General features: G+C 74.1%; 21 protein-coding genes and 2 pseudogenes. 15 read left to right on the top strand and 8 right to left on the bottom strand.

The window, feature by feature from the left end; translation table 11 throughout:
• Positions 1–369: 369 nt before the first annotated feature.
• Positions 370–465: pseudogene (locus tag ACQPZO_RS04320) on the top strand (DUF397 domain-containing protein); the annotation flags it as partial.
• A gap of 85 nt (positions 466–550) precedes the next feature.
• Here the strand turns inward: ACQPZO_RS04320 and ACQPZO_RS04315 are convergent.
• Together ACQPZO_RS04315 and upp are read right to left on the bottom strand one after the other, a co-directional pair.
• Positions 551–1,228 (bottom strand): GOLPH3/VPS74 family protein, encoded by a 678-nt coding sequence (locus tag ACQPZO_RS04315; RefSeq protein ID WP_433347214.1) that lies wholly within the window; start codon positions 1,226–1,228, stop codon positions 551–553.
• A gap of 173 nt (positions 1,229–1,401) precedes the next feature.
• Positions 1,402–2,034: a uracil phosphoribosyltransferase gene (gene upp / locus ACQPZO_RS04310; protein WP_161686960.1), complete on the bottom strand. Its 633-nt coding sequence runs from the start codon at positions 2,032–2,034 to the stop codon at positions 1,402–1,404.
• 186 nt (positions 2,035–2,220) lie between these two features.
• Between upp and deoC the strand changes: the two genes are divergently transcribed.
• The 10 genes from deoC to ACQPZO_RS04260 all read left to right on the top strand — a co-directional run bounded on the left by deoC (position 2,221) and on the right by ACQPZO_RS04260 (position 13,590).
• Complete coding sequence (gene deoC / locus ACQPZO_RS04305; RefSeq protein WP_433347212.1) at positions 2,221–3,180, top strand: deoxyribose-phosphate aldolase; 960 nt, start codon at positions 2,221–2,223, stop codon at positions 3,178–3,180.
• 5 nt (positions 3,181–3,185) lie between these two features.
• Positions 3,186–4,610: an aldehyde dehydrogenase family protein gene (locus tag ACQPZO_RS04300; RefSeq protein WP_433347210.1), complete on the top strand. Its 1,425-nt coding sequence runs from the start codon at positions 3,186–3,188 to the stop codon at positions 4,608–4,610.
• Positions 4,603–5,427, top strand: a complete 825-nt coding sequence (locus tag ACQPZO_RS04295; RefSeq protein ID WP_433347208.1) for an aldehyde dehydrogenase family protein — start codon at positions 4,603–4,605, stop codon at positions 5,425–5,427. The genes ACQPZO_RS04300 and ACQPZO_RS04295 overlap by 8 nt, the downstream gene beginning before the upstream one ends.
• Before the next feature lie 88 nt (positions 5,428–5,515).
• Positions 5,516–5,962: a BlaI/MecI/CopY family transcriptional regulator gene (locus tag ACQPZO_RS04290; protein WP_433347206.1), complete on the top strand. Its 447-nt coding sequence runs from the start codon at positions 5,516–5,518 to the stop codon at positions 5,960–5,962.
• Between the two features lie 9 nt (positions 5,963–5,971).
• A complete protein-coding gene (locus ACQPZO_RS04285) occupies positions 5,972–6,877 on the top strand; it encodes a M56 family metallopeptidase (protein WP_433347204.1) in 906 nt (301 codons plus the stop codon).
• Positions 6,878–6,990: 113 nt separating this feature from the next.
• Entirely contained in the window at positions 6,991–8,241 is a 1,251-nt protein-coding gene (locus tag ACQPZO_RS04280) for a cytochrome ubiquinol oxidase subunit I (RefSeq protein WP_433347202.1), read from the top strand.
• Positions 8,242–8,251: 10 nt separating this feature from the next.
• Entirely contained in the window at positions 8,252–9,259 is a 1,008-nt protein-coding gene (locus tag ACQPZO_RS04275) for a cytochrome d ubiquinol oxidase subunit II (RefSeq protein ID WP_433347200.1), read from the top strand.
• A complete protein-coding gene (gene cydD / locus ACQPZO_RS04270; RefSeq protein ID WP_433347198.1) occupies positions 9,256–10,932 on the top strand; it encodes a thiol reductant ABC exporter subunit CydD in 1,677 nt (558 codons plus the stop codon). The genes ACQPZO_RS04275 and cydD overlap by 4 nt, the downstream gene beginning before the upstream one ends.
• Positions 10,929–12,857: a thiol reductant ABC exporter subunit CydC gene (cydC, locus tag ACQPZO_RS04265; RefSeq protein WP_433347196.1), complete on the top strand. Its 1,929-nt coding sequence runs from the start codon at positions 10,929–10,931 to the stop codon at positions 12,855–12,857. The genes cydD and cydC overlap by 4 nt, the downstream gene beginning before the upstream one ends.
• Positions 12,858–12,918: 61 nt before the next feature.
• Positions 12,919–13,590, top strand: coding sequence for a permease prefix domain 1-containing protein (locus tag ACQPZO_RS04260; RefSeq protein ID WP_433347194.1), 672 nt, complete (start codon positions 12,919–12,921; stop codon positions 13,588–13,590).
• An 86-nt stretch (positions 13,591–13,676) separates the two neighbouring features.
• Here ACQPZO_RS04260 and ACQPZO_RS04255 read toward each other — a convergent pair whose 3' ends face one another.
• Positions 13,677–14,012, bottom strand: coding sequence for a PadR family transcriptional regulator (locus ACQPZO_RS04255; protein WP_387019646.1), 336 nt, complete (start codon positions 14,010–14,012; stop codon positions 13,677–13,679).
• A gap of 118 nt (positions 14,013–14,130) precedes the next feature.
• Between ACQPZO_RS04255 and ACQPZO_RS04250 the strand changes: the two genes are divergently transcribed.
• The 3 genes and pseudogenes from ACQPZO_RS04250 (at position 14,131) to ACQPZO_RS04240 (ending at position 19,205) form a co-directional block, all read left to right on the top strand.
• A complete protein-coding gene (locus ACQPZO_RS04250; RefSeq protein WP_433347192.1) occupies positions 14,131–15,147 on the top strand; it encodes a DNA primase in 1,017 nt (338 codons plus the stop codon).
• Positions 15,148–16,207: 1,060 nt separating this feature from the next.
• Positions 16,208–17,710 (top strand): annotated as a pseudogene (locus tag ACQPZO_RS04245) (hypothetical protein); the annotation flags it as partial.
• A gap of 271 nt (positions 17,711–17,981) precedes the next feature.
• Positions 17,982–19,205 carry an ABC transporter substrate-binding protein gene (locus ACQPZO_RS04240; protein WP_433347190.1) on the top strand — a complete coding sequence of 408 codons (1,224 nt, stop codon included), beginning with the start codon at positions 17,982–17,984 and terminating at the stop codon, positions 19,203–19,205.
• Positions 19,206–19,382: 177 nt separating this feature from the next.
• Here the strand turns inward: ACQPZO_RS04240 and ACQPZO_RS04235 are convergent, their stop codons facing one another.
• From ACQPZO_RS04235 to ACQPZO_RS04220, 4 genes are all read right to left on the bottom strand, one after another.
• Positions 19,383–19,976, bottom strand: a complete 594-nt coding sequence (locus ACQPZO_RS04235) for a GTP-binding protein (protein WP_396669302.1) — start codon at positions 19,974–19,976, stop codon at positions 19,383–19,385.
• Between the two features lies 1 nt (position 19,977).
• Complete coding sequence (locus ACQPZO_RS04230) at positions 19,978–20,355, bottom strand: DUF742 domain-containing protein (protein ID WP_387020390.1); 378 nt, start codon at positions 20,353–20,355, stop codon at positions 19,978–19,980.
• A gap of 105 nt (positions 20,356–20,460) precedes the next feature.
• Complete coding sequence (locus ACQPZO_RS04225; protein ID WP_117671056.1) at positions 20,461–20,865, bottom strand: roadblock/LC7 domain-containing protein; 405 nt, start codon at positions 20,863–20,865, stop codon at positions 20,461–20,463.
• Entirely contained in the window at positions 20,862–24,356 is a 3,495-nt protein-coding gene (locus ACQPZO_RS04220) for a nitrate- and nitrite sensing domain-containing protein (protein ID WP_433347187.1), read from the bottom strand. The genes ACQPZO_RS04225 and ACQPZO_RS04220 overlap by 4 nt, the downstream gene beginning before the upstream one ends.
• A 460-nt stretch (positions 24,357–24,816) precedes the next feature.
• On the opposite strand from ACQPZO_RS04220, the gene ACQPZO_RS04215 reads away from it, so the two are divergent.
• Entirely contained in the window at positions 24,817–25,155 is a 339-nt protein-coding gene (locus ACQPZO_RS04215; RefSeq protein WP_387019631.1) for a hypothetical protein, read from the top strand.
• On the opposite strand, the gene ACQPZO_RS04210 is transcribed toward ACQPZO_RS04215, so the two are convergent.
• A complete protein-coding gene (locus tag ACQPZO_RS04210) occupies positions 25,156–26,235 on the bottom strand; it encodes an adenosine deaminase (protein ID WP_433347185.1) in 1,080 nt (359 codons plus the stop codon).
• Between the last annotated feature and the right edge of the window lie 54 nt (positions 26,236–26,289).

Raw genomic sequence — 26,289 nt, 5'->3', positions numbered from 1 at the left:
CCGCGCGAAACCCGTCGTGGATGGCACCGAGTGCCGGGCCGCAGCGGAGCCGGTCGGCGTCCAAGGCGATTGCGAAGTCGGGCGGGAGCGCTTCGATCAAGAGGTCTGGGGTGCACGGCAGCCTGTCGTGGCATGATCGTCTGCTGATTTGTGAGACGACACGCCGGGCGAGTTCTCCGAAATCAGCAGACGATCGTGAAGTCCCACCCCAAGGACGGGACGGGGGCGGGAACGCCGACGCTGACGTCGTCGCCGACCAGCGGGCAACGCCGCAGCGCCCCCCTTTGCTCTGCTGCCCCCTGTGCAACGCTCGCGGAGCGTGACGCTTCTGCCGGCCTCTCGTGTTCCTGGCGTGGGCGCCGCTCCACGGCAGGTATGCCTCCCGGCGTCGTCGGTGTCCGGGACAGCAAGGACCCGGCCGGCCCGGCCCTGACCGTCCCGCCCGCCGCCTGGTCGGCCTTCGTCACCGGCGTCAAGACCGACCAGCTCGCCACCCTGACGGCCCCGCCCCGGCCAGGGAGACTGGCCGGCGGCGGGGCGCCGGATCGGGTCAGGCGCGCTTGCCGAGGGCGGCGTCGACGGCGACGCCCAGGGCGGTGACGACCAGCGCCACCGAGGGGCGGACCACAGAGTCGTCCAGGCCGACGGTGCCGGAGAAACCGGCGCCGCCGGCGATCTCCTCCAGCCGTACCCGGGCGTCCCGGGCTGCGTCGCCGGTCAGGCCGAGCGCCGGCTCCATCCGGAGCACCGCGACCAGGGTGGCCAGCGCGGCGGTCCGCTCGTCGGGGAGCTGCCCGTCGGCCAGCGCCTCGGCGAGCCGGCGGCGGGTGTCCGCCTCCACCGAGGCGTCCGCCGTCGGGTAGCGGTGCACGTGGATGAAGCCCAACTCGGTCTCCTCGACGTCGCGCACCGCGCCCCGGGCGACCAGGTCGCCGAGGATCCGGTCGCGCAGGCCGTGGCGCAGCCGCTGCACCCAGGAGGAGGGGGTGTGCGGGGTGTCGGCGGCCATCCGGGCCAGCACCTCGTCGAGGGTCGGCTCGCCCGTTCCGGTGGGGTCGGCGACCACCAGGTTCCCGTCGGCGTACGTGATCCGGCCGGCCAGGGCCAGTTCGATCAGCACCGCGGCGGCCATCCCGAGGTCGAGGCTGATCCGTGGCATGGTCGCCTTGCCGGATTCGTCGTCGTACGCGAGGAGCAGCAACTCTTCGGCAAGCGCAACACCAGTCATGGCCCGAGACGGTAGCGCCTGCGCGCACCCGGCGGGCCCCCCAACCCGCCCGGCGGGGCGAAAGGCCCCCGGTCGATGCCTGAGGGGCGGGAAGGGTGCCCTTCCCGCCCCTCCCGAGCGGCACCGGCGCGACCGGCTCGCGAGGTTCGACCGGCCCGACCGCCGGACCGCCGTCAGAAGCGGGGCATGCCGCCGAACTGGCGGTCGCCTGCGTCGCCGAGGCCCGGGACGATGAACATCTTGTCGTTGAGGCCCTCGTCGATCGAGGCGGTGACCAGCCGCAGCGGCAGGCCGGACTGCTCCAGCCGCTGGATGCCGACCGGCGCGGCCAGCACGCAGAGCACGGTGATGTCGGTGCAGCCCCGGTCGGCCAGCAGCCGGCAGCAGTGCTCCAGGGAGCCGCCGGTGGCCACCATCGGGTCCAGGACCAGCACCGGCAGGCCGGCCAGGTCGCGGGGCAGCGACTCCATGTATGCCCGCGGCTCGTACGTCTCCTCGTCCCGGGCCAGGCCGACGAAGCCCATCGACGACTCGGGCAGCAGGCCGAGCGCCGCGTCGGCCATCCCGAGGCCGGCCCGCAGCACCGGCACCAGCAGCGGCGGGTTGGCCAGCCGGGTGCCCTCGGCACCGGTCACCGGGGTCTGCACCGGGTACTTCTCGACGGGGAAAGAGCGTGCGGCCTCGTACACGAGCATGGTGGTGAGCTCGTGCAGCGCGGCCCGGAACGAAGAGGAGTCGGTGCGGGCGTCCCGCATGGCGGTCAGCCGCGACTGGGCGAGCGGGTGGTCAATGACGTGTACGTCCACGATCGCTCAACCTACCGAACGGTTGGCTCCCGCAGTGCGGGAGCGGGCGCGGCAGCGACCCGGCTCACCCCGGCGGCAACCCGACGACCCTGCGGCGGCCCGATGAATCTGCGGCGGCGCGGCGGTGCCCGCAGCGGCGCACCGTGATCAGTCTCACTACCCGAGTGGATGCGTAGACTCCCCGGCATGACGGCGACAGCGACGTCGGCCCGGTCGGATCTCTCCGGGCTGGGACGATCCGAGACCGCTCTGCGGACCTTCCTGCACGGCCTGCCCGGCGTGGACCAGGTGGGCGCGGAGCAGCGGGCGGCGCAGCTCGGCACCCGCTCCATCAAGACCACGGCCAAGGCGCAGGCCATCGACCTGGCCATCCGGATGGTCGACCTGACCACCCTGGAGGGGGCGGACACCCCCGGCAAGGTACGGGCGCTCGCGGCCAAGGCGCTGCGCCCAGACCCGGCCGACCCGTCCTGCCCGCACGTCGGCGCGGTCTGCGTCTACCCGGCGATGGTCCCGCACGTGGCCGAGGTGCTGGCCGGCAGCGGCGTGCACCTGGCCAGCGTGGCGACCGCGTTCCCCTCCGGGCAGGCGCCGCTGGAGGTCAAGCTCGCCGACACCCGGGCCGCCGTGGCGGCCGGCGCCGACGAGATCGACATGGTGATCAACCGGGGCGCCTTCCTGTCCGGGCGCTTCAAGGAGGTCTACGACGAGATCGTGGCCACCAAGGAAGCCTGCGGGGACGCCCACCTCAAGGTGATCCTGGAGACCGGCGAGCTGGCCACGTACGACAACGTGCGGCGGGCCTCCTGGCTGGCCATGCTGGCCGGCGGCGACTTCATCAAGACCTCCACCGGCAAGGTCCCGGTCGCCGCCACCCTGCCGGTGACCCTGGTGATGCTGGAGGCGGTCCGCGACTTCCGCGACGCCACCGGGCGGCAGGTCGGTGTGAAGCCGGCCGGCGGGATCAAGAACACCAAGGACGCGATCAAGTACCTGGTCATGGTCAACGAGACCGTCGGCGCGGACTGGCTCGACCCGGACTGGTTCCGGTTCGGCGCGTCCAGCCTGCTCAACGACCTGCTCATGCAGCGCACCAAGCTGACGACCGGCGTCTACTCCGGTCCCGACTACTTCACCCTGGACTGAGAGTGATGTTCGAATACGCCCCTGCGCCCGAGTCGCGCGCGATCGTCGACATCAGATCCTCCTACGGTCTGTTCATCGACGGCGAGTTCGTCGACGGCGAGCATCTGAACAAGTCGGTCAGCCCCGCCACCGAGGAGGTCCTCGCCGAGGTCACCTGGGCCGGGAGCGGGGACGTGGACCGCGCGGTCCGCGCCGCCCGCAAGGCGTACGAGAAGGTGTGGGGCCCGATGCCGGGCCGGGACCGGGCCAAGTACCTGTTCCGGATCGCCCGGATCATCCAGGAGCGCTCCCGCGAGCTGGCCGTGCTGGAGTCGCTGGACAACGGCAAGCCGATCAAGGAGTCCCGGGACGTCGACCTGCCGCTGGTCGCCGCGCACTTCTTCTACTACGCCGGCTGGGCCGACAAGCTGCCGCACGCCGGCTTCGGCACGGACCCGCAGCCGCTGGGCGTGGCCGCCCAGGTCATCCCGTGGAACTTCCCGCTGCTCATGCTGGCATGGAAGATCGCCCCGGCGCTGGCGGCCGGCAACACGGTGGTGCTCAAGCCCGCCGAGACCACGCCGCTGACCGCGCTGCTGTTCGCCGAGATCTGCCAGCAGGCCGACCTGCCGGCCGGCGTGGTCAACATCGTCACCGGCGCGGGCGACACCGGCCGGGCCCTGGTCGAGCACCCGGGCGTGGACAAGGTGGCCTTCACCGGCTCCACCGACGTCGGCCGGGCCATCGCCCGGTCGGTCGCCGGCACCCGCAAGAAGCTCACCCTGGAGCTGGGCGGCAAGGCGGCGAACATCGTCTTCGACGACGCCCCCATCGACCAGGCGGTCGAGGGGATCGTCAACGGCATCTTCTTCAACCAGGGGCACGTCTGCTGCGCCGGCTCCCGGCTGCTGGTCCAGGAGTCCGTCGCCGAGCAGGTGCTGGAGTCGCTGAAGCGGCGGATGGCCCGGCTGCGGGTCGGCGACCCGCTGGACAAGAACACCGACATCGGGGCGATCAACTCGGCCGCCCAGCTCGCCCGCATCCGCGAGCTGTCCGACGCCGGCGCCGCCGAGGGGGCCGAGCGCTGGTCGCCGCCGTGTGAACTGCCCGAGCGCGGCTTCTGGTTCGCGCCGACGATCTTCACCGGGGTCACCCAGGCGCACCGGATCGCCCGGGAGGAGATCTTCGGCCCGGTGCTGTCCGTGCTGACCTTCCGCACCCCGGCCGAGGCCGTCGAGAAGGCCAACAACACGCCGTACGGGCTGTCGGCGGGGATCTGGACCGACAAGGGCTCCCGGATCCTGTGGATGGCCGACCGGCTGCGCGCCGGGGTGGTCTGGGCCAACACGTTCAACAAGTTCGACCCCACCTCGCCGTTCGGCGGGTACAAGGAGTCGGGCTACGGTCGCGAGGGCGGCCGGCACGGGCTGGAGGGCTACCTCAATGTCTGAGCGGGTCGCGGTACGCAAGACGTACAAGCTCTTCATCGGCGGGAAGTTCCCGCGCAGCGAGTCGGGACGGTCGTATCTCGTGCAATCCGCGAACGTGTCGCTTGCCTCTCGCAAGGACGCCCGGGACGCCGTCGTCGCCGCCCGCGCGGCCGTGAAGGGCTGGGCCGGGGCGACCGCGTACAACCGGGGTCAGATCCTCTACCGGGTCGCCGAGATGCTGGAGGGCCGCCGCGAGCAGTTCGTCGGGCTCGGTGTGCCGGCCGACGAGGTCGACGCGGCGATCGACCGCTGGGTCTGGTACGCCGGCTGGTCCGACAAGCTCCCCCAGGTGTACGGCGGCGCGAACCCCGTCGCCGGCCCGTACTTCAACCTGTCGGCGCCCGAGCCCACCGGCGTGGTGGCGGTGGTGGCCCCCGAGCAGCCGGCGCTGCTGGGCCTGGTCAGCGTGATCGCCCCGGCGATCGTCACCGGCAACACGGTGGTGGTGGCCGCCTCCCCGGCGCAGCCGCTGGCGGCGGTGACCCTGGCCGAGGTGCTGGCCACCTCCGACCTGCCCGGCGGGGTGGTCAACATCCTCACCGGGAAGATCACCGAGACCGCGCCGGCGCTCGCCGGCCACATGGACGTCAACGCGATCGACCTGACCGGGGTGACCGACCCCTCGCTCGCCACCGAGCTGGAGGTGAAGGCGGCGGAGAACCTCAAGCGGGTGCTCCGGCCGGCCCCGGCCGACCACGACTGGTCCGCCGACCCCGGCATCACCCGGATGACCACTCTCCTGGAGACGAAGACGGTCTGGCACCCCAAGGGCGTCTGACCCCCCACCCACCCACCGCTGGCCGGCCCATTGGGGGGCCGGCCAGCGGGGGTGATGGGGGGTCTACTACGGAGGGTAGGATTGATCGGTGACGCGGCTTGGGGATCTTGAACGTGCGGTGATGGATGTGCTGTGGGACACCGTCCCGGGCACATCGGACGGGGTGACCGTGCGTGAGGTCGCCGACGCGCTCGACGGGCGCGAGTTGGCGTACACGACGGTGATGACCGTGCTGGACCGGCTCGCGGGCAAGGGCATGGTGCAGCGCCAGCGGGAGGGGCGGGCCTGGCGGTACCGGGCCACGGCCAGCCGCGAGGCGTACATCGCCCGGCTCATGCTCGACGCGCTGGACCTCGGTGGCAGCCGGGACGCCGCGCTGGTGCGCTTCGCCCGCTCGGTCACGGGGACCGAGGCCGACGTGCTGCGGGCCGCCCTGGGCGCCGAGGCCGCCGGGTCGCTGACCGATCGGGTCGAGGATCCGCGTACGGACCGGGCCGGGCAGCCCGCCCTGGCCGACGAGGCCACGGACCGGTAGGGCGCCGTCATGGCGTACGCCGCGCACTTCGCCGCGACGGTCCTGGCCTGTTACCTGACCGCCCAGGTCCTCGCGGCCTCCACCTGGACGTGGCGCAGCCCCCGGGTGGCGATCGTCTGCTGGCAGGCGGTCGGGCTCGCACTCGGCCTCTCCGCGATGGGCCTGCCCATGGCGCTCGGGCTGACCGCGTACGACCGGCCGACGGGCGGCGCGCTGCTCTCCCTCGGCTCCGACCTGGCCCACGGCACCCTCCCCGCCGGGATGGGCGCGATCCACCTCGGGCTGGTCGGCGTCGGCTTCGGCATCGGGGCGGTGCTGCTCGGCACGACGGTACGCAGCCTGCACGCGGCCGTCCGCGCCCAGCGCCGGCACCGGGACCTGTTGACCCTGGTCGCCCGCCGGGACCCCGAGGTGCCGGGGGCGCTGGTGCTGGACCATCCGGGCGCGGCGGCGTACTGCCTGCCGGGGGTGCGGCCCCGGGTGGTGGTCAGCGTCGGGACGCTCAGCATGCTCGACCGGGCCGAGCTGGAGGCGGTGCTCACCCACGAGCGGGCGCACGCGCAGGAGCGGCACGACCTCGTGTTGCTGCCGTTCACGGCGCTGTGCCGGGCGCTGCCCTGGTTCCGCTGGGTGCGTGACGCTCACGAGCGGGTCGCGCTGCTGGTCGAGATGCGCGCCGACGACAAGGCCCGGGAGCTGCACGCCGAGGCGCCTCTCGCGGGCGCGCTGCGGCGGTTCGCCGAGGCCGGCCACCGGGTCACCCCGGCCGGCGCGCTCGGCATGGGCGAGGGGGACCTGGACGTCCGGGTCCAGCGGCTGCTGATCGCCGACCGGCCACCCCGGCTGATCGGGGCCACCGCGCTGGCGGTGGCGGCCACCCTGGTCACGCTGCCGATCTCCCTGTTCCTGAGCTGACGGCCCACCGGACCGACCCCCGTCGATCCGACCGCCGCCGCACACCCCTTAATAGGTAGTCGGTCTACGTGTAGGCTCCCTACTAAAAGCGAGCCTACCCCCGGAGAGCGGCCATGGACTCCCTGCTCCTCGCCCGTCTGCAGTTCGCCACGACCACCTCGCTGCACTTCCTCTTCGTCGCCGTCACGCTGGGGCTGGTCACCCTGCTCGTCGGGCTTCAGACCGCCTGGGTGCTCACCGGCAACCCGGCGTACGAACGGCTGACCCGGTTCTGGGGCCAGCTCTACGTGATCAACTATGTGCTCGGCATCGCCACCGGAATCGTGATGGAGTTCCAGTTCGGGCTGAACTGGAGCGGCCTGTCGCGCTATGTCGGCAACGTGTTCGGCGCGCCACTGGCGATCGAGACCCTGGTCGCGTTCTTCCTGGAGTCCACGTTCCTCGGCATGTGGATCTTCGGGTGGCACCGGCTGCGCCGGGGCGTGCACCTCGCGCTGCTGTGGGGCGTGGCGCTGACCGCGTACGCCTCGGCCTTCTGGATCATGGTGGCGAACTCCTGGCTCCAGAACCCCGTCGGCTACGAGCTGCGCGACGGGGTGGCCCACCTGACCGACTTCGGCGCCCTGCTCACCAACCCCACCCTCGGGATGGCCTTCGGGCACGTGGTCGCCGCCGCCCTGCTGACCGGCGGGATGCTGATGGCCGCGGTGAGCGCCTGGCACCTGCTCCGGCGTACCCCCGACTTCGCGCTGTTCCGCACGTCGCTGCGGATCGGGCTGGTCACCGCGGCGCTCGCGGTCACCCTGGTGCTGGGCTTCGGCTTCGCCCAGTTCGGGCCGGTCGCGCAGGCGCAGCCGACCAAGTTCAGCGGCGGCGCGGGCCGGGACGCCCTGGTCGCCGAGTGGACGGCCCGGTTCGGGCCCGGCGACTACGCCCCGCCCGTGCTGGCCGACGTCGGGCTCGGCTTCATGATCATGATTGGCATGCTGCTCGGCTGCGTCTGGCTGCTACTCCCACTGCTCTGGCGGGACTGGATCATCCGGCTCCGCGTCCCGCTCTGGATCACCCTGGTGGCGCTGCCGCTGCCCTTCGCGGCGGTGCTGCTCGGCTGGATCGCCCGCGAGGTGGGCCGCCAGCCCTGGGTCGCGTACGGGCTGCTGCCCACCGGGCAGGCGGTCTCCCCCGTCGGGCCGGGCGTGATGCTCGCCTCGCTGATCGGCTTCACCCTGCTGCTCGGCGCGCTCGCCGTCGCCAACGGGATGCTGTTCGCCCGGCACGCCGCCAGGGGCGCCGCCGACCCGCCACTCGGCCGCCCGCCCGACCCGGCCCCCGAGCCGGTCCGCCCCGTGTCCGTCCTCGCCTGAGGGAGCCGCCGTGGAACTCGCCTGGTACGCCCTGCTCGGCCTCTTCTTCGCCGCCTACCTGGTGCTCGGCGGCTACGACTACGGCGTCGGGCTGCTGCTCGCCCGGGGCGACTCCCCGGAACGCCGCCGGGCCGCCCTCACCGCCGTCGGCCCGTTCTTCCTCGGCAACGAGGTCTGGCTGGTGGCCGCGGTCGGCATCCTGTTCGGCGCGTTCCCCACCCTGGAGGGGGAACTGCTCTCCGGGTTCTACCCGGTCGTCGCCGCCGCGCTGGCCGGGGTCGTCGCGGTGACCGTCGGCGTGCAGCTGCGCAGCCGCCCGACCGACGGCCGGGCCCGGGCCGCCTGGGACCGGGTGGTGGTCGCCGGCAGCCTGCTCGCCGCGCTCGGCTGGGGCGGGCTGCTCGCCGGCCTGCTCCAGGGCGTGCCGCTGACCGCCGCCGGGCACGTGGCGGGGCTCGGGCACGTGGCCACCCCGTTCGTGGCCGCCGCCGGGGTCGCGATGGTGGCCCTGGTGGCCGTGCACGGTGCGACCTTCCTCACGCTCCGGCTTCCGGCCGCCGACGCCGCGCCGCTGGCGCGTACCGCCCACCGGCTGATCGCGGTGGCACTCGCCGCCGTCGCCCTGGCCACCGTCGCGGGCGGCCTCTCCGATCGGGTACGCGCCGCGACGCAGCGCCCGCTTTTCGCCGTACTGCTGCCGTTCGTGCTGGTCACGGCGCTGCTGGTGGCGCGGTCGGCGCTCGCGCGGCGGCGGCCCGGGGTGGCCTTCGTCGCCACCTCGGCGGCGCTGGCGCTGCCGGTGGCGCTGGTCGGGGCGGCGCTCTGGCCCTACGCGCTGGTTTCCACCACCGATCCGGCGGCATCACTGACGGTGACCGGCGGGGCGGCCAGCGGGCCGACCCTGGCGCTGCTGGGCTGGCTGACGGTTCCGCTCCTGCCGGCCCTACTAGGCTTTCAGGCAATGTGCTGGTGGGTGTTCCGGGGACGGACCGACGGCAGGGCACCGGTGTACTGGTGAACCGCCGTCCCTTCGACCCGCGTCTGCTGCGCCGGGTCCCCGCGGCCCGGCGCGACCTCGCCGTGCTCGCGCTGCTCGGCGGGGCGACGGCGCTGCTGGTCGTGGGGCAGGCGACCGCGCTGGCCATGCTGCTGGCCACGGCGATCGACGGACGGCTGGACCGGCCGGCGCTGGCCGGTCTCCTCGCCGCGGTGGCCGGGCGGGCGCTGGTCACCTGGGCGCAGGGCACGGTGGCGGCGCGGGTCGCCGCGACGGTCAAGGCCACGCTCCGGGAGGACCTGCTCGCGGCCGTCGGCCGGCACGGCCCCGGCTGGGTCGCCGGCCAGCGGGCCGGCCAGCTCGCCACCCTGGCCGGGCGCGGGCTCGACGCGTTGGACGCGTACTTCACCGGGTACCTTCCGCAGCTCGTGCTCAGCGTCACCGTGCCGGTGGCCGTGCTGGCCCGGATCGTCTTCGCCGACTGGGGCTCGGCGGTGATCATCGCGTTGACGTTGCCGCTGATCCCGGTCTTCGGCGCGCTGCTCGGCTGGCAGGCGCAGGCCGCCACGGACCGCCAGTGGCGACGGCTGTCGCTGCTCGGCGGGCACTTCCTCGACATGGTCGCCGGGCTGCCCACCCTGCGCGCGTTCGGCCGGGTACGGGGGCAGGTCGAGGCGGTACGCCGGATCGCCGACGGACACCGCACGGCCACCATGAAGACGCTGCGGATCGCGTTCCTCTCCGCGCTGGTGCTGGAACTGGTCGCCACGCTGTCGGTGGCACTGGTCGCGGTGCCGGTGGGCATCCGGCTGCTCGGCGGAGGGCTGACCCTCTCCACCGCGCTGCTGGTGCTGCTGCTCACCCCGGAGGCGTACCTGCCGCTGCGGGCGGCGGGCAGCCGGTTCCACGCCAGCATGGAGGGGCTGACCGCGCTGGACGAGGCGCTCACCCTATCCGCGGTCGAGCCGGCCGCCGACCGGGCGGAGCCGTCGCCGGCCCCCGACGGGCGGGGCGAGATCCGCTTCGAGGGCGTCACCGTCGAGTACGAGCGGACGGTCGCGCTGCGGGACGTCACGCTGACCATCCGGCCGGGCGAGCGGATCGCCGTCGTCGGGCCCAGCGGCGCGGGCAAGAGCACCCTGCTCAACCTGCTGCTCGGCTTCGTCGCCCCGACCCGGGGCCGGATCACCGTGGGCGGGGTCGACCTGGCCGGCGTCGACCCGGACGGCTGGCGCAGCCGGCTCGCCTGGGTGCCGCAGCGCGCCCACCTGTTCGCCGCGACGCTGGCCGACAACATCCGGCTCGGCGCGCCCGACACCGACGACGACGCGCTCGCCGCGGCGGTCACCGCCGCCGCGCTGGACGAGGTGGTCGCCGCCCTGCCCGACGGGCTCGACACGATGCTCGGCGAGCGCGGCCACGGCCTGTCCAGCGGCCAACGGCAGCGGGTGGCGCTGGCCCGGGCGTTCCTCCGGCACGCCCCGGTGGTGCTCCTCGACGAGCCCACCGCGCGGCTCGACACCGCCAGCGAGGCCGTGGTGCTGGCCGCCACCCGCCGGCTCGTCGCCGGGCGGACCGCCCTGCTGGTGGCCCACCGGCCGGCGCTGCTGGAGGACGCCGACCGGATCCTGCGGGTCGAGGACGGCCGGGTCACCGAGCTGATCCGTGCGACGGTCGCGGAGGTGGCCCGATGAGCACCGGTCCCGCCGACGGCGCGTCCACGCCGCCGAACCCGGGCGCGGACGCCGCTGCGGCCCCGCCGTTGAGCCCGGGCGCGGACGCCGCTGCAGCCCCGCCGCCCGACGGCCGGAGCGTCCGGGCCGCCGAGCGGACCGTGCTCCGGCTGGCCCGGCCGTACCTGGGGCGGCTGGTCGGGGCGGGGCTGCTCGCCGCCGTCACCGAGTTCGCCGGGCTGGCCCTGATGGCCACCGCCACCTGGTTGCTGATGAGCGCCGCCGGCCAGCCGCCGCTGGACCGGCTCACCGTGGCGATCGTCGCGGTCCGGGCACTGGCCATCAGTCGGGGCGTGTTCCGCTACACCGAGCGGCTGGCCGGCCATGACGCCGTGCTGCGCATGATCACCGACGTGCGGGCCCGGGTGTTCGCCACGCTGGCGGCCCGGTGCGACGCCGCCCGGGGTCGCACCGGGGACGCGCTGAGCCGGCTGGTCTCCGACGTGGAGGCCGTGCAGGACCTGCTGCTGCGGGTGCTCGTGCCCGGGTCGGCCGCCGCCGGCGTCAGCGTCCTGGCCGTGGCCGGGGCCGGTCTCGTCTCGCTGCCGGCGGCCGGGGTGCTGGCGCTGGGCCTGCTCGTCGCCGGGGTCGCGCTGCCGCTGGCGGCCACGGCGCTGACCCGCCGGGCCGCCGACGAGGTCGCCCCGCTGCGCGGCGCGCTCGCCACGGACGCGGTCGACCTGACCCACGGCGCAGCCGACCTGGCCGCGTTCGGCGCCACCCGGCAGGCGCTGGCCGCTGCCGGCAAGCGTGCCCGGCGGCTGGCCCGGCTGGAACGGCGGCTCGCCGCAACCGGCTTCGCCGTGGACGCGGCCGGGGTGCTGGTGGCCGGGGCGACCGCCGCCGGGGTGGTGGTCGCCGCGCTGCGCGCCGGGGTCGACGGGGTGCTGGTCGGGGTGCTGGCGGTCGGCTCCCTGGCCACCGTCGAGGTGGCGCTCGCCCTGGTCGGTGCCGCCCGGCAGCGCACCCAGCTCCGGGCCGGCCTGGTCCGGGTCGCCGCCCTGCTGACCGCCCCCGAGGCCGGCGCCGCCCCGACCGCCCCCGATGCGGGTCCCACCCCGGCCCCCGCCGACGAGGCCCGCACCGACGAGGCCCCCGCCACGGTGACCGCCGCCGCCCCGCACGACGTGCGCCTGGACGAGGTGACCGTGCGGTACCGGGCGGGCGCGGCACCGGCGCTGGACCGGGTCACCCTGGACCTGCCGGCCGGCCGCCGGGTCGCCGTGGTCGGGCCGAGCGGCGCCGGCAAGAGCACGCTCGCGGCCGTCCTCACCGACACGGTGCGCCCCGAGGGCGGCCGGGCCACCCTGGACGGGGTGGACCTGTCGGCGTACCCGGCGCAGGAACTGCCCCGGGCGGTCGGCGGGCTGCTCGCCGAGGCGTACGTCTTCCACACCACGGTCCGGGAGAACCTGCTGCTCGGCCGGCCCGCCGCCGACACCGACGCGCTGACCGCCGCGACCCGGGCCGCCGGCCTGCTCGACTGGGTACACGCCCAGCCCGCCGGCTGGGACACCGTGGTCGGAGAGGAGGGTGGGCAGCTCTCCGGCGGCCAGCGGCAACGCCTCGCGCTGGCCCGGGCGCTGCTCGCCGCGCCCGGGGTGCTGGTGCTCGACGAGCCGACCGAGGGCCTCGACCCGGCCGCGGCCGACGCGGTGCTCGCCTCGGCGCTGGCCGCCACCCCGGCGGGGCACTCGGTGCTGCTGATCAGCCACCGGCTCAGCGGGCTGGCCGGCCTCGACGAGATCGTGGTGCTCGACGCCGGCCGGGTGGTGCAGCGCGGCCGGCACGCCGAGCTGATCGCCGCGCCGGGCTGGTACCGGGACCAGTGGCTGCTCCAGGAGGCGGCGGAACGCGGCTACCTGGCCCTGACCCCCCGTCCCTGAGCGCCGGCTCCGGGAATCTCCCCGACGCGGACGGGGGCACCGCCGTGGCAGGCTCGGTCCCATGGCCCGGTGCGACGTCGTACGCGTGGAGGACCGGCTGCGCGAGCTGGACGACCGGCTGCACGGTCCGCCACGGCTCAAGGCCGACCTGCTGACCGAGGCGCGGCACGCGTTGCAGGACGCCGTCGAGACGTACCAGGACGGGGGGCTGCCGGCGGCGGAGGCCGAACGGCGGGCGGTGGCCGAGTTCGGCGACGCCTCCCGGCTCGCCCCGGCCTACCAGGCGGAGCTGGCGGCCGGCTCGCTGCGCGGCCTGGCCCTGCGGGTGCTCGCGGTGGCCGGGGTTCTGGTCGTGGCGGGCGACCTGACCTGGAAGGGGTCGAGCTGGAGTGGCGGGTCCGTCCCGCCGGCCGGCTACGGCCTCCTGTCCGCCTCGCTGAACGGCCTGTGGACCGCCACCGCGCTGCTGGCGGTGGCCGGGCTGCTACTGGTGGCCGCCTCGGCCCGGTCGGCCCACCCGGCCCTGCCCCGGCTCGCCCGGCTGACCGGCTTCGGGCTCACCACCGCGCTCACCGTCGGCGTGCTGAGCGGCGGGGCCCTGTACGGCTGGTCGATCGGGCTGTGGACAGCGGCCCTCACCTGGCCCCCGATGATCGTGGGCGGGTTGGTGACCGGTGCCGGCTTCCTCTGGATCGGCCGGGCGGCCCGGTCCTGGCTGCTCGCGGCTCGCTGACGAGGGGCACGGCGACCGGTCGCCCGGAAGTGACCGACGGCGCGGCCGAACGGCCGGCAGGCCGACCGGGGGCGGTCGCGCGGCGGTCAGGCCGGGGCGGCGGGGGTGTCGTCGAGGAACCGGCCGACGGTGACGCTGAACTCCCGCCAGCCGGCCCGCTCACCGGCCAGCGCCCGACGCCCGGAGTCGGTGAGCTCGTAGGTGCGGCGCTCCCGGCCATTGACGGTGCTCCAGGCGCTGGCCACGTGCCCGGCCCGCTCCAACCGGCGCAGCGCGGGATAGATCGTGCCGGTCGGCAGGTCGAGGCTGCCGTCGCTGCGCGCCCGAAGCGCCTCGATGATCGCGTAGCCGTGCAGCGCGCCCCGTTCCAGCACCGCGAGCAGCAGCGCGTCGAGGTGTCCGTGCAGCGCCTGGGCCTTCATAGGTAGCAACGCTACTTGTCCGCCCGCCCGACCGCCACCGGGGTGCGGGCACCGGTCCCCGGTGGCCGCCCACTAGGGTATGTGCCCAGAGTCACTCGGCGGCCGGAGACGCCGCCGGGTGGGCAACCCGAAGCACACGGAGGTCAGCGTGGCCCGCCAGTCGCCCCAACGGCCCGACGCCGACGAGCCCGAGCTCGACGAGACCGACGGCACCGTCGAAGAGGACGGCACCATCGATGACGTCGACGAGGAGGTCGAGCGCCCGTCGGCGCGGGACGCCGACCGCTCGCTCTGGGACGAGGTGCGCATCGACCCGGTGGAGATCGCACTGCCCTCCGGCACCGGCTACACGCTGCGGGCGTACCGGCCGGCGCGGGAGCTGACCCCCACCGACGTCGCCGACCGCGACGCCGACGACCCGTTCCTGGCCCGCCGTCAGGCGATCGAGGTCGACGAGGACGACGACGAGATCGTGATCCTCGACGAGGAGGTGGCCGCCGAGTTCGCCGAGGCCGAAGAGGAGGAGGAGAACGGCGGGAAGTCCCGACGCCGGGGCACCGACGACTCCTCGACCAAGGCCGACGGGGACGAGGACGCCGAGACCGACGAGGACGCCGAGGACGAGGACGAGGCCGACGAGGGGGGCGACGAAGAGGTTCCGGTCTTCCTCAGCCACCGGGGCAAGCTGCTGCTGTTCAAGACGCCGGAGTCGCTGGTCAGCTTCGTCCGGTCCGGCGCACCCTCCGACATGTCCCAGCTGGACAGCTGGAATGAACTGTCCGATCGGCTGACCCCGGCCGACATCGCGCCCCTCGACGAGGACACCTACGAGCTCGACCTGGTCGTGGAGAACCTGCGCGGCGGACACGACACCTGGGACGCTCCCCTGCTCATCGAGGCCGGCGAGGCGGCCCGGGACGTCGCGTACGCGCTGCGTCTGCCCGCTGTGCTGGACATGCTCTCCGCCGGCTCCAGCCTGGACAACCTGGACGAAGCGCTGCGGTCCACGGTCAACGGCGGGATCGGCGGCTTCCTCGGCCGGCGGCGGCTCAAGAAGATCGGGGCGCAGACGGCGAGTCTCGGTTGGCGCACCATTGTCGGCAAGATCTCTGCAGTCGTGGACTGGCGCGACTGACGCGTTCCAGGGAGCATCAGTCACTGGCAGAGAAAGACCTCAGTCCCGGGAGGAGGACGACGCCGTGGCGCTCGTGCGCGTGTACTGCGGTCTGGCCTCAGCGGATCCAGCCGACCGACCGACTTCGGCCGGTTCGACGCTGACATCTGCTGTCGTCGACGACGCAGGCCGGCTGCTCCATGTCTGCGAGATCGGCGACGACCCGGCCGGATACGCTCAGCTGGTCGCCCTGCTCGTGGAGCGGTCGGGCGGGCCGAGCGGCGCCGCGATCGCGGCCGACAGCGATGACCACACGGTCACCGCGCTGCTCAGCGCCGCCGGGCGGCCATTGGCCATCGCAGACGACGACTCGGTGGACGACTTCGCCGAGCGGTTCGCCGACGACGACTCGCTGGAGGAGATGCAGTCCCCGCCGGCCGAGCGGCAGGCGGTCGGGCTGGCCCGGGCCCTCCAGGCCGGGGCGCTCTCCGCGGTCACCCTGCCGGCACCCCGGGATCTCACCGGCTACAAGCAGGTCCTCGCTGCCCACGCCGCGCTCGCCAGCGGCCGGCACTCCGCAGCCGTGGCGCTGCGTGAGGTGCTGCGGGAGCTCTACCCGGCCGCGCTGCGGGCGTACCCGGACCCGGCCGAGCCGGTCGCGCTGGCCGTGCTCGACGCCCTGCCCGAGCCCGGCATGCTGGGCGGCACGATCGCCCGGGGCCGGGAGGTGTCGGTGGCGGCGGACGCCATCGCCGCCCACCTCGCGGCCGACGGGGTGGCCGACGCCGATGAGATCAACGACGCGGTGACCGCCCTGCAGGTCGCCATCTCCGAGACCCCACGCCGCGCGGCGGTCAGCCGGGCGCTCACCTCGGCCGTGGCGGAGACGGTCCGCCAGGCGGTCGCCTCGGTGCGGGCCTGCGACGCGGGCTGTGAGGCGCTGGTCAGCGCGCTCGGCGCCCGGGTCACCAATCCGGCCCAGTCATCCGGCCGGCGGGCCGCCGCTCGCCGGGGCGAACCGGTCGCCGAACTGACCGGCCTCACCGGCACCGGCACCGGGCTGCGCGCGCTGCGGCCCACCGAACCCGAGCCTCTCGGCCGCCGCAGCCGCCCCGAGCCGATCCCCGGCAGCGGAATGCCGCCCTCGCCCCGCCCCCTCGGCCCGCCGCCGATCGCGCCGGAGCCGATCGCCCCGCCGCCGAGCGCCCCGCGCCCGATGGCCCCGGCCGCCACCGCCACCCCGCCCGTCTCCGCACCGCCTTCGGCCGGTGAGCCGCGCCGGGTGGTGGACGGCCCGACCAACCGGCCGGTGTCCGCGCCGCCACCACCGCCGCCGGGGATGACCCCGTTCGCGCCGGCCCAGCGCGATCGCGGCTCGGTGCCGCCGGCCGAGGCCGGCGAGCCGTTCCGGCCCACGCTGACCACCGCCGCGATCCAGCACGCCCGGGCGGAGCGGCAACGCACCGTCATCCCGCCCCGGCCGAAGACCACTGGCGAGGGCGCCCGACCCGCCGGCGGGTTCAGCGCCACCGACCTGAGCGTGCCGGTCCCGACCCCGCGGCCCGGCCAGGAGGCCGCTCCCCCGGGCTCGCGGGCGAACTGGCCGCTGGTCAACAACCCCGAGGACCCGTCCGACAGCGCCGCCGACAACCCGGTCGCCCGGTCCTTCGAGGACCGGGGGCCGCGACAGATCGACGGGCCGACGGAACTGGTGCCTGCCGACGGTCGGGTCACCCCGCCCTGGCTCGCCGACGACCTGCCTCAGGAGCCGCCGATGCTGCGGCTGGTCGAGCCGCCGCCGCTGGCGGACCGGGCGCTGCGCGAGGGGTCGGCCCCGTCCGGCGACCCACAGTTGGAGACGCCGCCGCTGCGGCTGGTCGACCGAGGGGAGTCCATCCGCGCCGACCGGCCCGCCCCGCAACCTCACCCGGACCGGCCCGCGATGGAGCACCGTCCCGAGCGGCCCGCGATGGAACGCCGCCTCGACCGACCGGCCATGGAGCACCGTCCCGAGCGGCCCGCGATGGAATACCGTCCCGAGCGGCCCGCAATGGAACACCGCATCGACCGGCCGGCCATGGAGCACCGGCCGGCCCCGGTCCAGCCGCCGCGTGCCGCGCCGATGGAGCGGCGGACTCCGCCGATCTCCGACGAGGGCGACGGCGACCTGCTGATCTTCGCCGCCGCCAAGTCGGCCTGGTTCGTGGGCCAGGACGAAGAGGCCGAGGTCGACTGGTCGAGCACCGCGGACACCGGGTGGCAGGCCGCCGAGCAGGCCGCCCGCCCGGCCGTGGGCGCCGAGACGAAGGCCGGGCTGCCGAAGCGGGTGCCGCAGGCCAACCTGGTCCCGGGCTCACCGCTGCGCGAGGAGCGTCCGCTACGGATCGTCCGCGACGCGGCCAGCCTGGCCGAGAACACCACCGGCTACTTCCGGGGCTGGCGTCGCGGGCAGGAGATCGGCGGCTTCGCGGTCGGCGGGCGTCCGGGACGGGAAGCGGCCGGCGGCTGGGACTTCACCCGGGACACCGGGGACCGCGACGACGACCGGGAGTACGAGTACCGGTCCGCCGGATACCGGTCCTGAGACCCGCACGCCCGATCCGGGCGGCCCGACGCGCCGGTGCGACGCCAACCCCCTGACCCGCCACGCCCCGTGGCGGGTCAGTCGGCACGCCGGACGGCAACAGCCCGGGAAGGACCCCGCCACCGCCGCCCTCGGCCCCCCGAAAACCGCCTCCCACCTGCGTGTTCATGCCCACACCCGGAGAAGTTGACGCCGGGTCGCGGCGGCCGGGAACATACCGGACGGTAACGGCCGGCGGCAGGTATCGCCGGGTGGGGAAGGCGACTGGAACATGGCAACACCGGCGATCGACCCGGCCACACCCAACCGGCGGGGGGTGCTCGCGGCTACGGCGGGCGTCCTGTTGCTGACCGCCTGCGGACGGACCGGGGCGCAGGACGGTCCCACCGGTGGCGCCGACCGGACCGACGGCCAGGAACTCGTGCTCGGCGTCAGCCTGGAGCTGACCGGTGCCGGCGCGGCGCTCGGGGTGCTTCAGGAGCGGGCCCTACGGATCAGTCTGGAGTCGCTCAACGCCGACGGTGTGCCCGTCGGCAACCTGCGCCGGACCGTCCGGCTGGAGGTACGCGACAACGCCAGCGACCCGAACCTGGCCGCCCGGCACGCCACCGAGCTGATCCAGCGGGACGGGGCGCACGCCCTGCTCGGCGGGACAGTCACCGAGACCTCCGCCGCCATCGTCGGCGTCGCCCAGCGACTCCGGACCCCGTACGTCTCGCTGGCGTACGGGGACGGGATCGTGCTGCCGCTGGCCCAGCGGACGTACGTCTACAAGCTGACCCCGGACGCCTCCGACGTTGCCCGCCGGCTGGCCCGCCTCATCGCCTCGCAGGGGCGGAAACGGGTTGTGGTGCTGGCTGCGGACGGGCTGCACGGCGACTCGGGCGTACGGGCGATGTCAGCGGCCCTGCGGGCCGTCGAGCTGCGGCCCGTCGAGGTCGTCCGGCTGCCCCGGGCCGGCGAGAGCTTCCTGCGGGCCGCCCAACGGGTGGTGGCGGCGGAGCCGGACGCCGTGGTGCTCTGGGGCACCGCCCCCGACACGGGCGGGGCGGCCCTGGCGCTGCGCCGGGCCGGCCACCGTGGGCCGCTCTACCTGGACGCGGGCGGCGTCGCTGAGGACACCCTGGCCGACGGCAACTCGGCCGCCCTGGAGGGCGCGTACGCGGTGCACCCGATCTGCCTGGGCGGGTCCACCCTCACCAACACCACCACGGCGGCGCTGGCCCGGCGGGACTTCGTGTACCGCTACATCCAGCGACACGGCGGTTTCAGCGGCTTCGCCCCGTACGCCTCGGACGCGCTGCAACTGATCGTCAACGCGTCCCGGTCGGCGGCCAGCGTGGACCGGGGGCGGCTGCGGGCGTACCTGCAGAACCAGGTCACCGAGGGCATCGCCGGGGCGTACGCGTTCGCGCCGATCCGGCACGGCGGCATGGACCGCAACTCCCTCGGCATCTACCGGGTCGACCACGGCGGCTGGGTCCGGGTGTCCTGACCCGATCCGCAGGCACCCGAGCGGCCGGCCCCACCCCGCCGGCCCGCCGAAAGGCGGAGCGGATCGGACGGCGGGCGGGCGGTCTGGACAGGCTGCGAGCGGGCGGGCGGTCTCGGACAGCAGGTAGCGCCCGGTGACCCGACGCGTGCCGGTCACCGGGCGCTGCCCGGGCGAATCTCAGGCCGGCGTGACGGCGCGCGAGCGGCGCATCGTCAACACGTACTCGACCAGCGAGATCAGCACGTGCTTCGTCGACTCCCGGTTCCGGGCGTCGCAGGCCACCACCGGCACGTCGTGCGAGATCGCCAGCGCGTCCCGGACGTCCTGCGGGTTGTGGTACTGCATCCCGTCGAAGCAGTTGATGGCCACCAGGTACGGCAGCCGCCGGTGCTCGAAGAAGTCGATGGCCGCGAAGCAGTCGGCCAGTCGTCGGGTATCGACCAGCACCACCGCGCCGATGGCGCCCCGGACCAGTTCGTCCCACATGAACCAGAACCGGGTCTGGCCGGGTGTGCCGAACAGGTACAGGATCAGGTCCCGGTCGATCGAGATACGACCGAAGTCCATCGCCACCGTGGTCGTCGTCTTGCCCGGCACCTGCCGGGTGTCGTCGACGCCCACGCCGGCCGAGGTCATGATGGCCTCGGTGGTCAACGGAGTGATCTCCGAGACCGAGCCGACCAGCGTCGTCTTGCCGACGCCGAACCCACCGGCGATAACGATCTTCGCCGACGTCACCCGGCCGCTCGGCGCGGGCGGGCGGTGCGACATGTCAGAGCCTGCGAAGTCCACTCAGCACCCTCTCCAGCAGTTCAGTGCCCACCGAGTCGTCGGAGTCGCCCAAAATGGTCGGCTCGTGGACCGCGACCAGGCCGTCCGTCGCCATGTCGGCGATGAGCACCCTAGCCACGCCGAGCGGAAGCTGCAGCCGCGCCGCGATCTCGGCGAGCGACTGTACACGTCCGTCACACAGCGCGGCGATGTACTGGTGTTCACGGCCCTGGCTGCCATTACTGCTGGCAGCGGTACGGCCGCGCACCGTCGTCTCGACGAGCGCTTCCAGGGCGATGTCCAGCCGGGGGCGGGTACGACCGCGGGTCACGGCGTACGGACGGACCAACGCTCCGGTCGGCTCGTCACGATCGACCATCTCGCCGCTCACCTCCCTTCGTCCCTGACACCGGCTGGTCCCTGGAACGGAACCCCTCGTCGTTGTCCTTGCCGCCCAGCGCTGACCGACCGGTCAGCGCGTAGGTCAGCCCATCATCCCCACAGCCGCACGCGGCTGCGGGGTCAACGCGTCGCCCACCCGGTCGACCAGGAGGGCCATCTCGTAGCCGACCTGCCCGACGTCGCAGCTGCGAGCTGCGAGCACGGCGAAGGACGAACCGTCCGAGATGGACATCAGGAACAGGAAGCCGTTGTCCATCTCGACCACTGTCTGCAACACCGCGCCGCCCTCGAAGCAACGGGCCGCTCCCTGGGTCAGGCTGACCAGACCGGACGCGATCGCGGCCAACTGGTCGGCCCGGTCACGCGGAAGGTCTCGTGACGACGCGAGGAGCAGGCCGTCCGCGGAGACGGCGACCGCATGCGCGACACCGGGCACCCGGTCGGCGAAGTTGGCCAGCAGCCAACCGAGATCCTGCGTAGTTGTCATCGTTGTTGCTCCTTCTGCCCGCTCCCGGCCACCGGGCCTGAGCCAGACTGCGAGGATTGCTGCCCTCCCGGAGTCACGTCCGGGCTGGTCGAGTTACCGTCGGGCTCGGTACGCCCGCGCTGCACGCCTCGATGGTAGGCGGAGAGTAGGCCGCGGACCCCCTCCGGCGTACGGCGCTGGGCGGAGACGGCTGGCTTCTCCACCGCGCCCGGCACCAACTGGGCCATCGGCACCCGCTTGGGAAGGCCCTGGCGGGTGGTCTCCGCGACCGGAACCTCGGTGGCCGCCGAGGCGGCCCGCCAGCCGTCGTCGGCCGAGGTCTGCCAGGCGCTGCCTGGCCGGCGGCCCGTCAACGGGTCGGCGGAGGGACCACGTTGGGTGCCACCGCTGCCCGTCAGCCCGTTGTCGCGGGACACTCCTGCGGCCATCGGGATGTCTGCCATCGGTGCGTTACCTGTCGTCCGGGGTCCTGATGTCTGAACGGCCCGGTCGGCGACGTCGACCGCGGAGAACTGCTGGGTCACGGCGCTGTTGGCCCGGTCCGTGGCTCCGTTGGCCTGCGCCGGCTGGGCGGCGCCCTCCTCGGAGCCCGCCCGGCGGGTGCGGAACCACGCCGACTCGAGCTCCCGGAAGATCGGCAGCTCCATCGTCTCGTCGGCGTACCGCTGCTGGTTCTGGGCCTGCGGGGGCCCCGGCCGGGCCGGGGCCGGCTGGGCAGCCTGGGCGTACGGCCCCGGCTGCACGTCGGTGCGCGGCACCCGCGGCAGTTCCGTGGTCATGTCCAGGGCGGCGGCGAGGCGCTCGGGCACCGGCGGGGTGGCCGGCTCCCGCTCCGGCGGGGCCACCGGCGGCCAGGCCGGCGGAGCGGCCGGCCCCGGGGCCGACGACGTCGGCCGGCTCGGCAGCGGCGGCGCGGAGAACGGCTGACCGGAGACGGGCGCTGCGGAGTACGGCTGGCCGGAAACCGGCTGGCCTGGGAACGGGGCGGCCGAGATCGGCTGGCCGGAGATCGGCGGGCCCGAGACCGGCGGGGCGGAGACCGGCGGCGGGGTCCACCCCCGGGCCTCCGGGCTGCTCGGCAGCTGCCGAGGTATCACCGGCTGCTGACCCGTGCTGTCCGGGTCGGCGTCACCGGGGGCACGCCGTTGCGGCAGCGGGTCGATCGGCTGCCCGTTCGAGGTGCGCGGGCTGCGGGTGTCACCGCCGCCGGCCCCACTGGCCCCCGTCAGGTCGGACCAGGCCGGCATCGACCGGGCCGCACCGCCGGCCGGGGCGGGCGTGCCCTGGCCGTTGCGCGAGGCCGGGTCGAACGTCCGGCCGCCCAGGGTGACCTGGTTGCCGGAGTGCCCCGGCCGCTGCGTCGGCGCGGAAGCCGACGGGCCGCCACCGAAGGCGGCGAAGGCACCCAGGGTCGGGGGCGCCCCGGCCGGCTGCGGGCCGGGGGGCAGCGCGTACGGCTGCGGGCCGGAGGCCGACAGCGCGGACGGCTGCTGGACCCGGCCGGACAGCGCGCGGGGCACCAGGACCGAGGTGGGCAGGGTGACGTCGGCGACGGTGCCTCGGTCGGCTCCGGGCCGTAGCTCGACCCTGACCCCGTGTCGGGACGCCAGTCGGGCGACCACGACCAGACCCATCATCCGGGAGACGGCCACGTCCACCTGCGGCGGCGTGGCCAGCCGATCGTTCAGCTCGCTGAGCTGGTCGTTGCTGATGCCGATGCCCCGGTCCTCGACGTAGAGGGAGGCGCGGTCGCCGACGCGGCGGGCCTCCACCATCACCTGCGAGTCCGGCGGGGAGAAGGCGGTCGCATTGTCGAACAGCTCGGCGACCAGGTGGACCAGGTCGTTGACGGCGTGCGCGGCGACCTCGATGTCCCGGTCGATCACCCCGAACTCGATCCGGGTGTAGTGCTCCACCTCGGACTGGGCGGCCCGGAGCACGTCGATCAGCGCCGCAGGCTCGCGCTGCACGCGGGTGGAGTCGGCACCGGCGAGCACCAGCAGGTTCTCGTCGTTGCGGCGCATCCGGGTGGCCAGGTGGTCGAGCTGGAACAGCTCGGCCAGCCGGTCCGGGTCCTCCTCGCCGCGCTCCAGGCGGTCGAGGTGGCCGATCAGCCGGTCGACCAGGATCTGCGAGCGGCGGGCCAGGTTGACGAACATGGTCGCGACGGACGCGCGCAGCGCTGCCTGCTCGGCCGCGGTCCGGACGGCTTCCAGGTGTACCGCGTTGAACGCCTCGGTCACCTGACCGAACTCGTCCTTGCTGCGGACCGGCAGCGGCTCGGCGATCTGGTTGGCCAGTTGGACCGGGGAGAGCTGGCTGGAGAGCTGCGGGTCGCGCAGGCGGGCGACCGCCTGGGGCAGCCCGTGCCGGGCGATCTTGTGTGCGCCCTCCCGCAGGTCGCGCAGTGAGCGGGCCATCGACCGGGCGACGAGGTAGGCGAAGAGGATGGCCAGCAGCAGCATGCTGAGCAGCAGGCCGGTCTGGAGGAACACCGTGCGCTGTACGTCCGAGCGCAACCCGTCGGCCTGCCGGACCACGTCGCCGTCCAGCTTCGCCTCGACGGTGCGGATCAGCTTGGCGTTGGCCACCATGGCCGCGTCCCACTGGTCCGCCGCGAACGGCGCCTCGGTCATGCTGCCGTTGATGTTGCCGTCGATCCAGCCGGTGTAGTTCTGCGCCTCGCGCCGGTCACCGCCGGATACGGTCTGGTCGTGCAGGTCCGCCTCGGCGGAGTTGGCGACCGCCTTGAAGCTCTGCAGCGCCTGCTGCTGGCCGGTGCCGCTGGCGATGTAGTCGGTGCGCAGCACCGGGGTCAGCTCGCGCTGGATCAGCGCGCGGTGCACCACGACCCGGCGGACCGAGAGGTATTCCTTCTCGCGGGCGACGGCGGCCGAGGCCCGCATCCGGTCGCTCAGGTCGTTGTCGCCGGCGAGCTGGGTGGCGGAGTCGCGGACGGCGAGCAGGTCGTTGATCAGACCCTCGTACGCCTGCATCGCGTCGATGATCTTCAGCTTGCCGTTGAACACCTGGCTGCGGGTGCCGGGCAGGTCCTTCAGGTTCTGGTCGATCCCGTCGAGGAGGCCGTCCAGGCTGGCCGGCAGGTCCTCGATCTTGTCCCGCTGTTGCAGGTAGGGCCTGGTGTCCTGGTCCACCTGGCCGTTGACCCGGTTGTACGACTCCTGGTACCGGGCCCTGGACTGCTCGCCGTCGGCCCCGAGCAGCAGCACCGCCGAGGTGCGCTCGTTCTGGAGGCTGTCGACCAGCTTGCCGGAGTGGCCGACGAGGTTGGCCAGGTCGCCGGAGCGGTTGGCGTTGCCGAGGGTGTCCAGGTTGTCGACGAGGCCGCTGGTACCGACGACCACCGTCGCGATGGTCGGCACGATCATGATGAGACCGAGCTTGGACCAGATCGGCATGTCGCGGAGTCGGCCGGCCGGCCGACGCAGTCGCGACAGGAAGGAGCCCGCCGTCTTCGGCCGTTTGCTCACGTCACCGCCCTCGCGATCACAGCGTCCGCGCGTTGCCCCGGGCAACGCCCAGCGACCGACCCGGTGGGTCGGACCTCCGAGATTCCATCACGCCGTGTTCCAAAGAGAAAGCCCAGGTTGGCGGTTGCCGGGGGTGTGATGAGATGTTGATGCAATTTGCTCGCAATCCGTCTGGCCGGAGTCACACAAAGTAATGGATCATCCGCACCGCGTCGTCCTGCTCGCTGGCCCATCCGGCTCCGGAAAGTCGTACATCGCGCAACGAACCGGGCTCCCGGTGCTATGCCTCGACGACTTCTACAAGGACGGTGATGACCCTACGTTGCCACGTCAGAACAACCTCGTGGACTGGGATTCACCGCGGTCGTGGGACGCCGAGGCGGCCGTGGAGACGATTGCCAGACTGTCCCGGCACGGAAAGGCCGAAGTGCCGGTTTATGCGATCGGTGCGGACCGCCGGGTGGCCACCCGGCCATTCGAGGTCGCCGGGTCGCCATTCTTCATCGCCGAAGGAATCTTCGCCGCCGAGATCGTCGAGGAATGTCGACGCCGAGGGCTGCTCGCCGGGGCGTACGCGCTGCGCCGCCCGCGGGGGACCACCTTCCTCCGTCGGCTGACCCGTGACCTCGCCGAACAGCGCAAGGCCCCCGGCGTACTTCTGCGCCGAGGGCTGGCCCTGCTGCGCGCCGAGCCTGCGGTGCTGCGCCGGCAGGCGGGGCTCGGCGCGCACCCGGCCCCGGCCGGCGAGGTGCTGCGCCGGGTGGCCGACCTGCTAGCCGGCCACCCGCACCACCACTGATCAGCCCAGCAGCTTCGCGTACGCGGGCTTGATCACCTCGTCGATGATCGCCAGCCGCTCGTCGAACGGGATGAAGGCGCTCTTCATCGCGTTGATGGTGAACCACTGGAGTTCCTTCCAGCCGTAGCCGAAGGCGTCCACCAGCAGCGCCATCTCCCGGGACATCGAGGTGCCGCTCATCAGCCGGTTGTCGGTGTTCACCGTCGCCCTGAAGCGCAGGTCGCGCAGGAGCCCGATCGGGTGCTCGGCGATGGACGCCGCCGCCCCGGTCTGCACGTTCGACGACGGGCACAGCTCCAGCGGGATCCGCTTGTCCCGCACGTACGCGGCCAGCCGGCCGAGCGTCGGCGAATCGCCGGGGGTGATGTCGTCGACGATGCGCACCCCGTGGCCGAGCCGGTCCGCGCCGCACCACTGGATGGCCTGCCAGATCGACGGCAGACCGAAGGCCTCGCCGGCGTGGATGGTGAAGTGGAAGTTCTCCCGCTGGAGGTACTCGAAGGCGTCCAGGTGCCGGGTGGGCGGGAAGCCCGCCTCCGCGCCGGCGATGTCGAAGCCGACCACCCCGGCGTCCCGGTGCCGGACGGCCAGCTCGGCGATCTCCTGCGACCGGGCGGCGTGCCGCATCGCGGTGAGCAGGGTGCCGACCCGGATCGGGGTGCCCGCCTCCGCGGCCAGTGCCGCGCCCTCGGTGAACCCGGCGACGACGGCCTCCACCACCTCGTCCAGGGTCAGGTCCCGCTCCAGGTGCTGCTCGGGGGCGAACCGCACCTCGGCGTAGACCACCCCGTCGGCGGCCAGGTCCTGGGCGCACTCCCTGGCCACCCGCCGCAGTGACGACGGGGTCTGCATGACGGCGACGGTGTGCGCGAACGTCTCCAGATAGCGCTCCAGGGAGCCGGAGTTGGCCGCCTCGACGAACCACCGGCCCAGCGACTCGGGGTCGGTGGTGGGCAGCTCGTGACCCACCTCGGCGGCCAGCTCGACGATCGTCGCCGGCCGCAGACCGCCGTCGAGGTGATCGTGCAGCAGCGCCTTCGGGACCTTGACGATGTCCTCGTAACGGATTGTCGCGACCATGCTGAGACCCTAGTCGGCTCCGCCGGGCCCGCCTATGGGCCCGGCCCGGATCGG

The sequence above is a fragment of the Micromonospora sp. CA-111912 genome, from assembly GCF_050948415.1.
Lineage (GTDB): Bacteria > Actinomycetota > Actinomycetes > Mycobacteriales > Micromonosporaceae > Micromonospora.
This window is presented reverse-complemented; position numbering and strand designations above follow the sequence as displayed.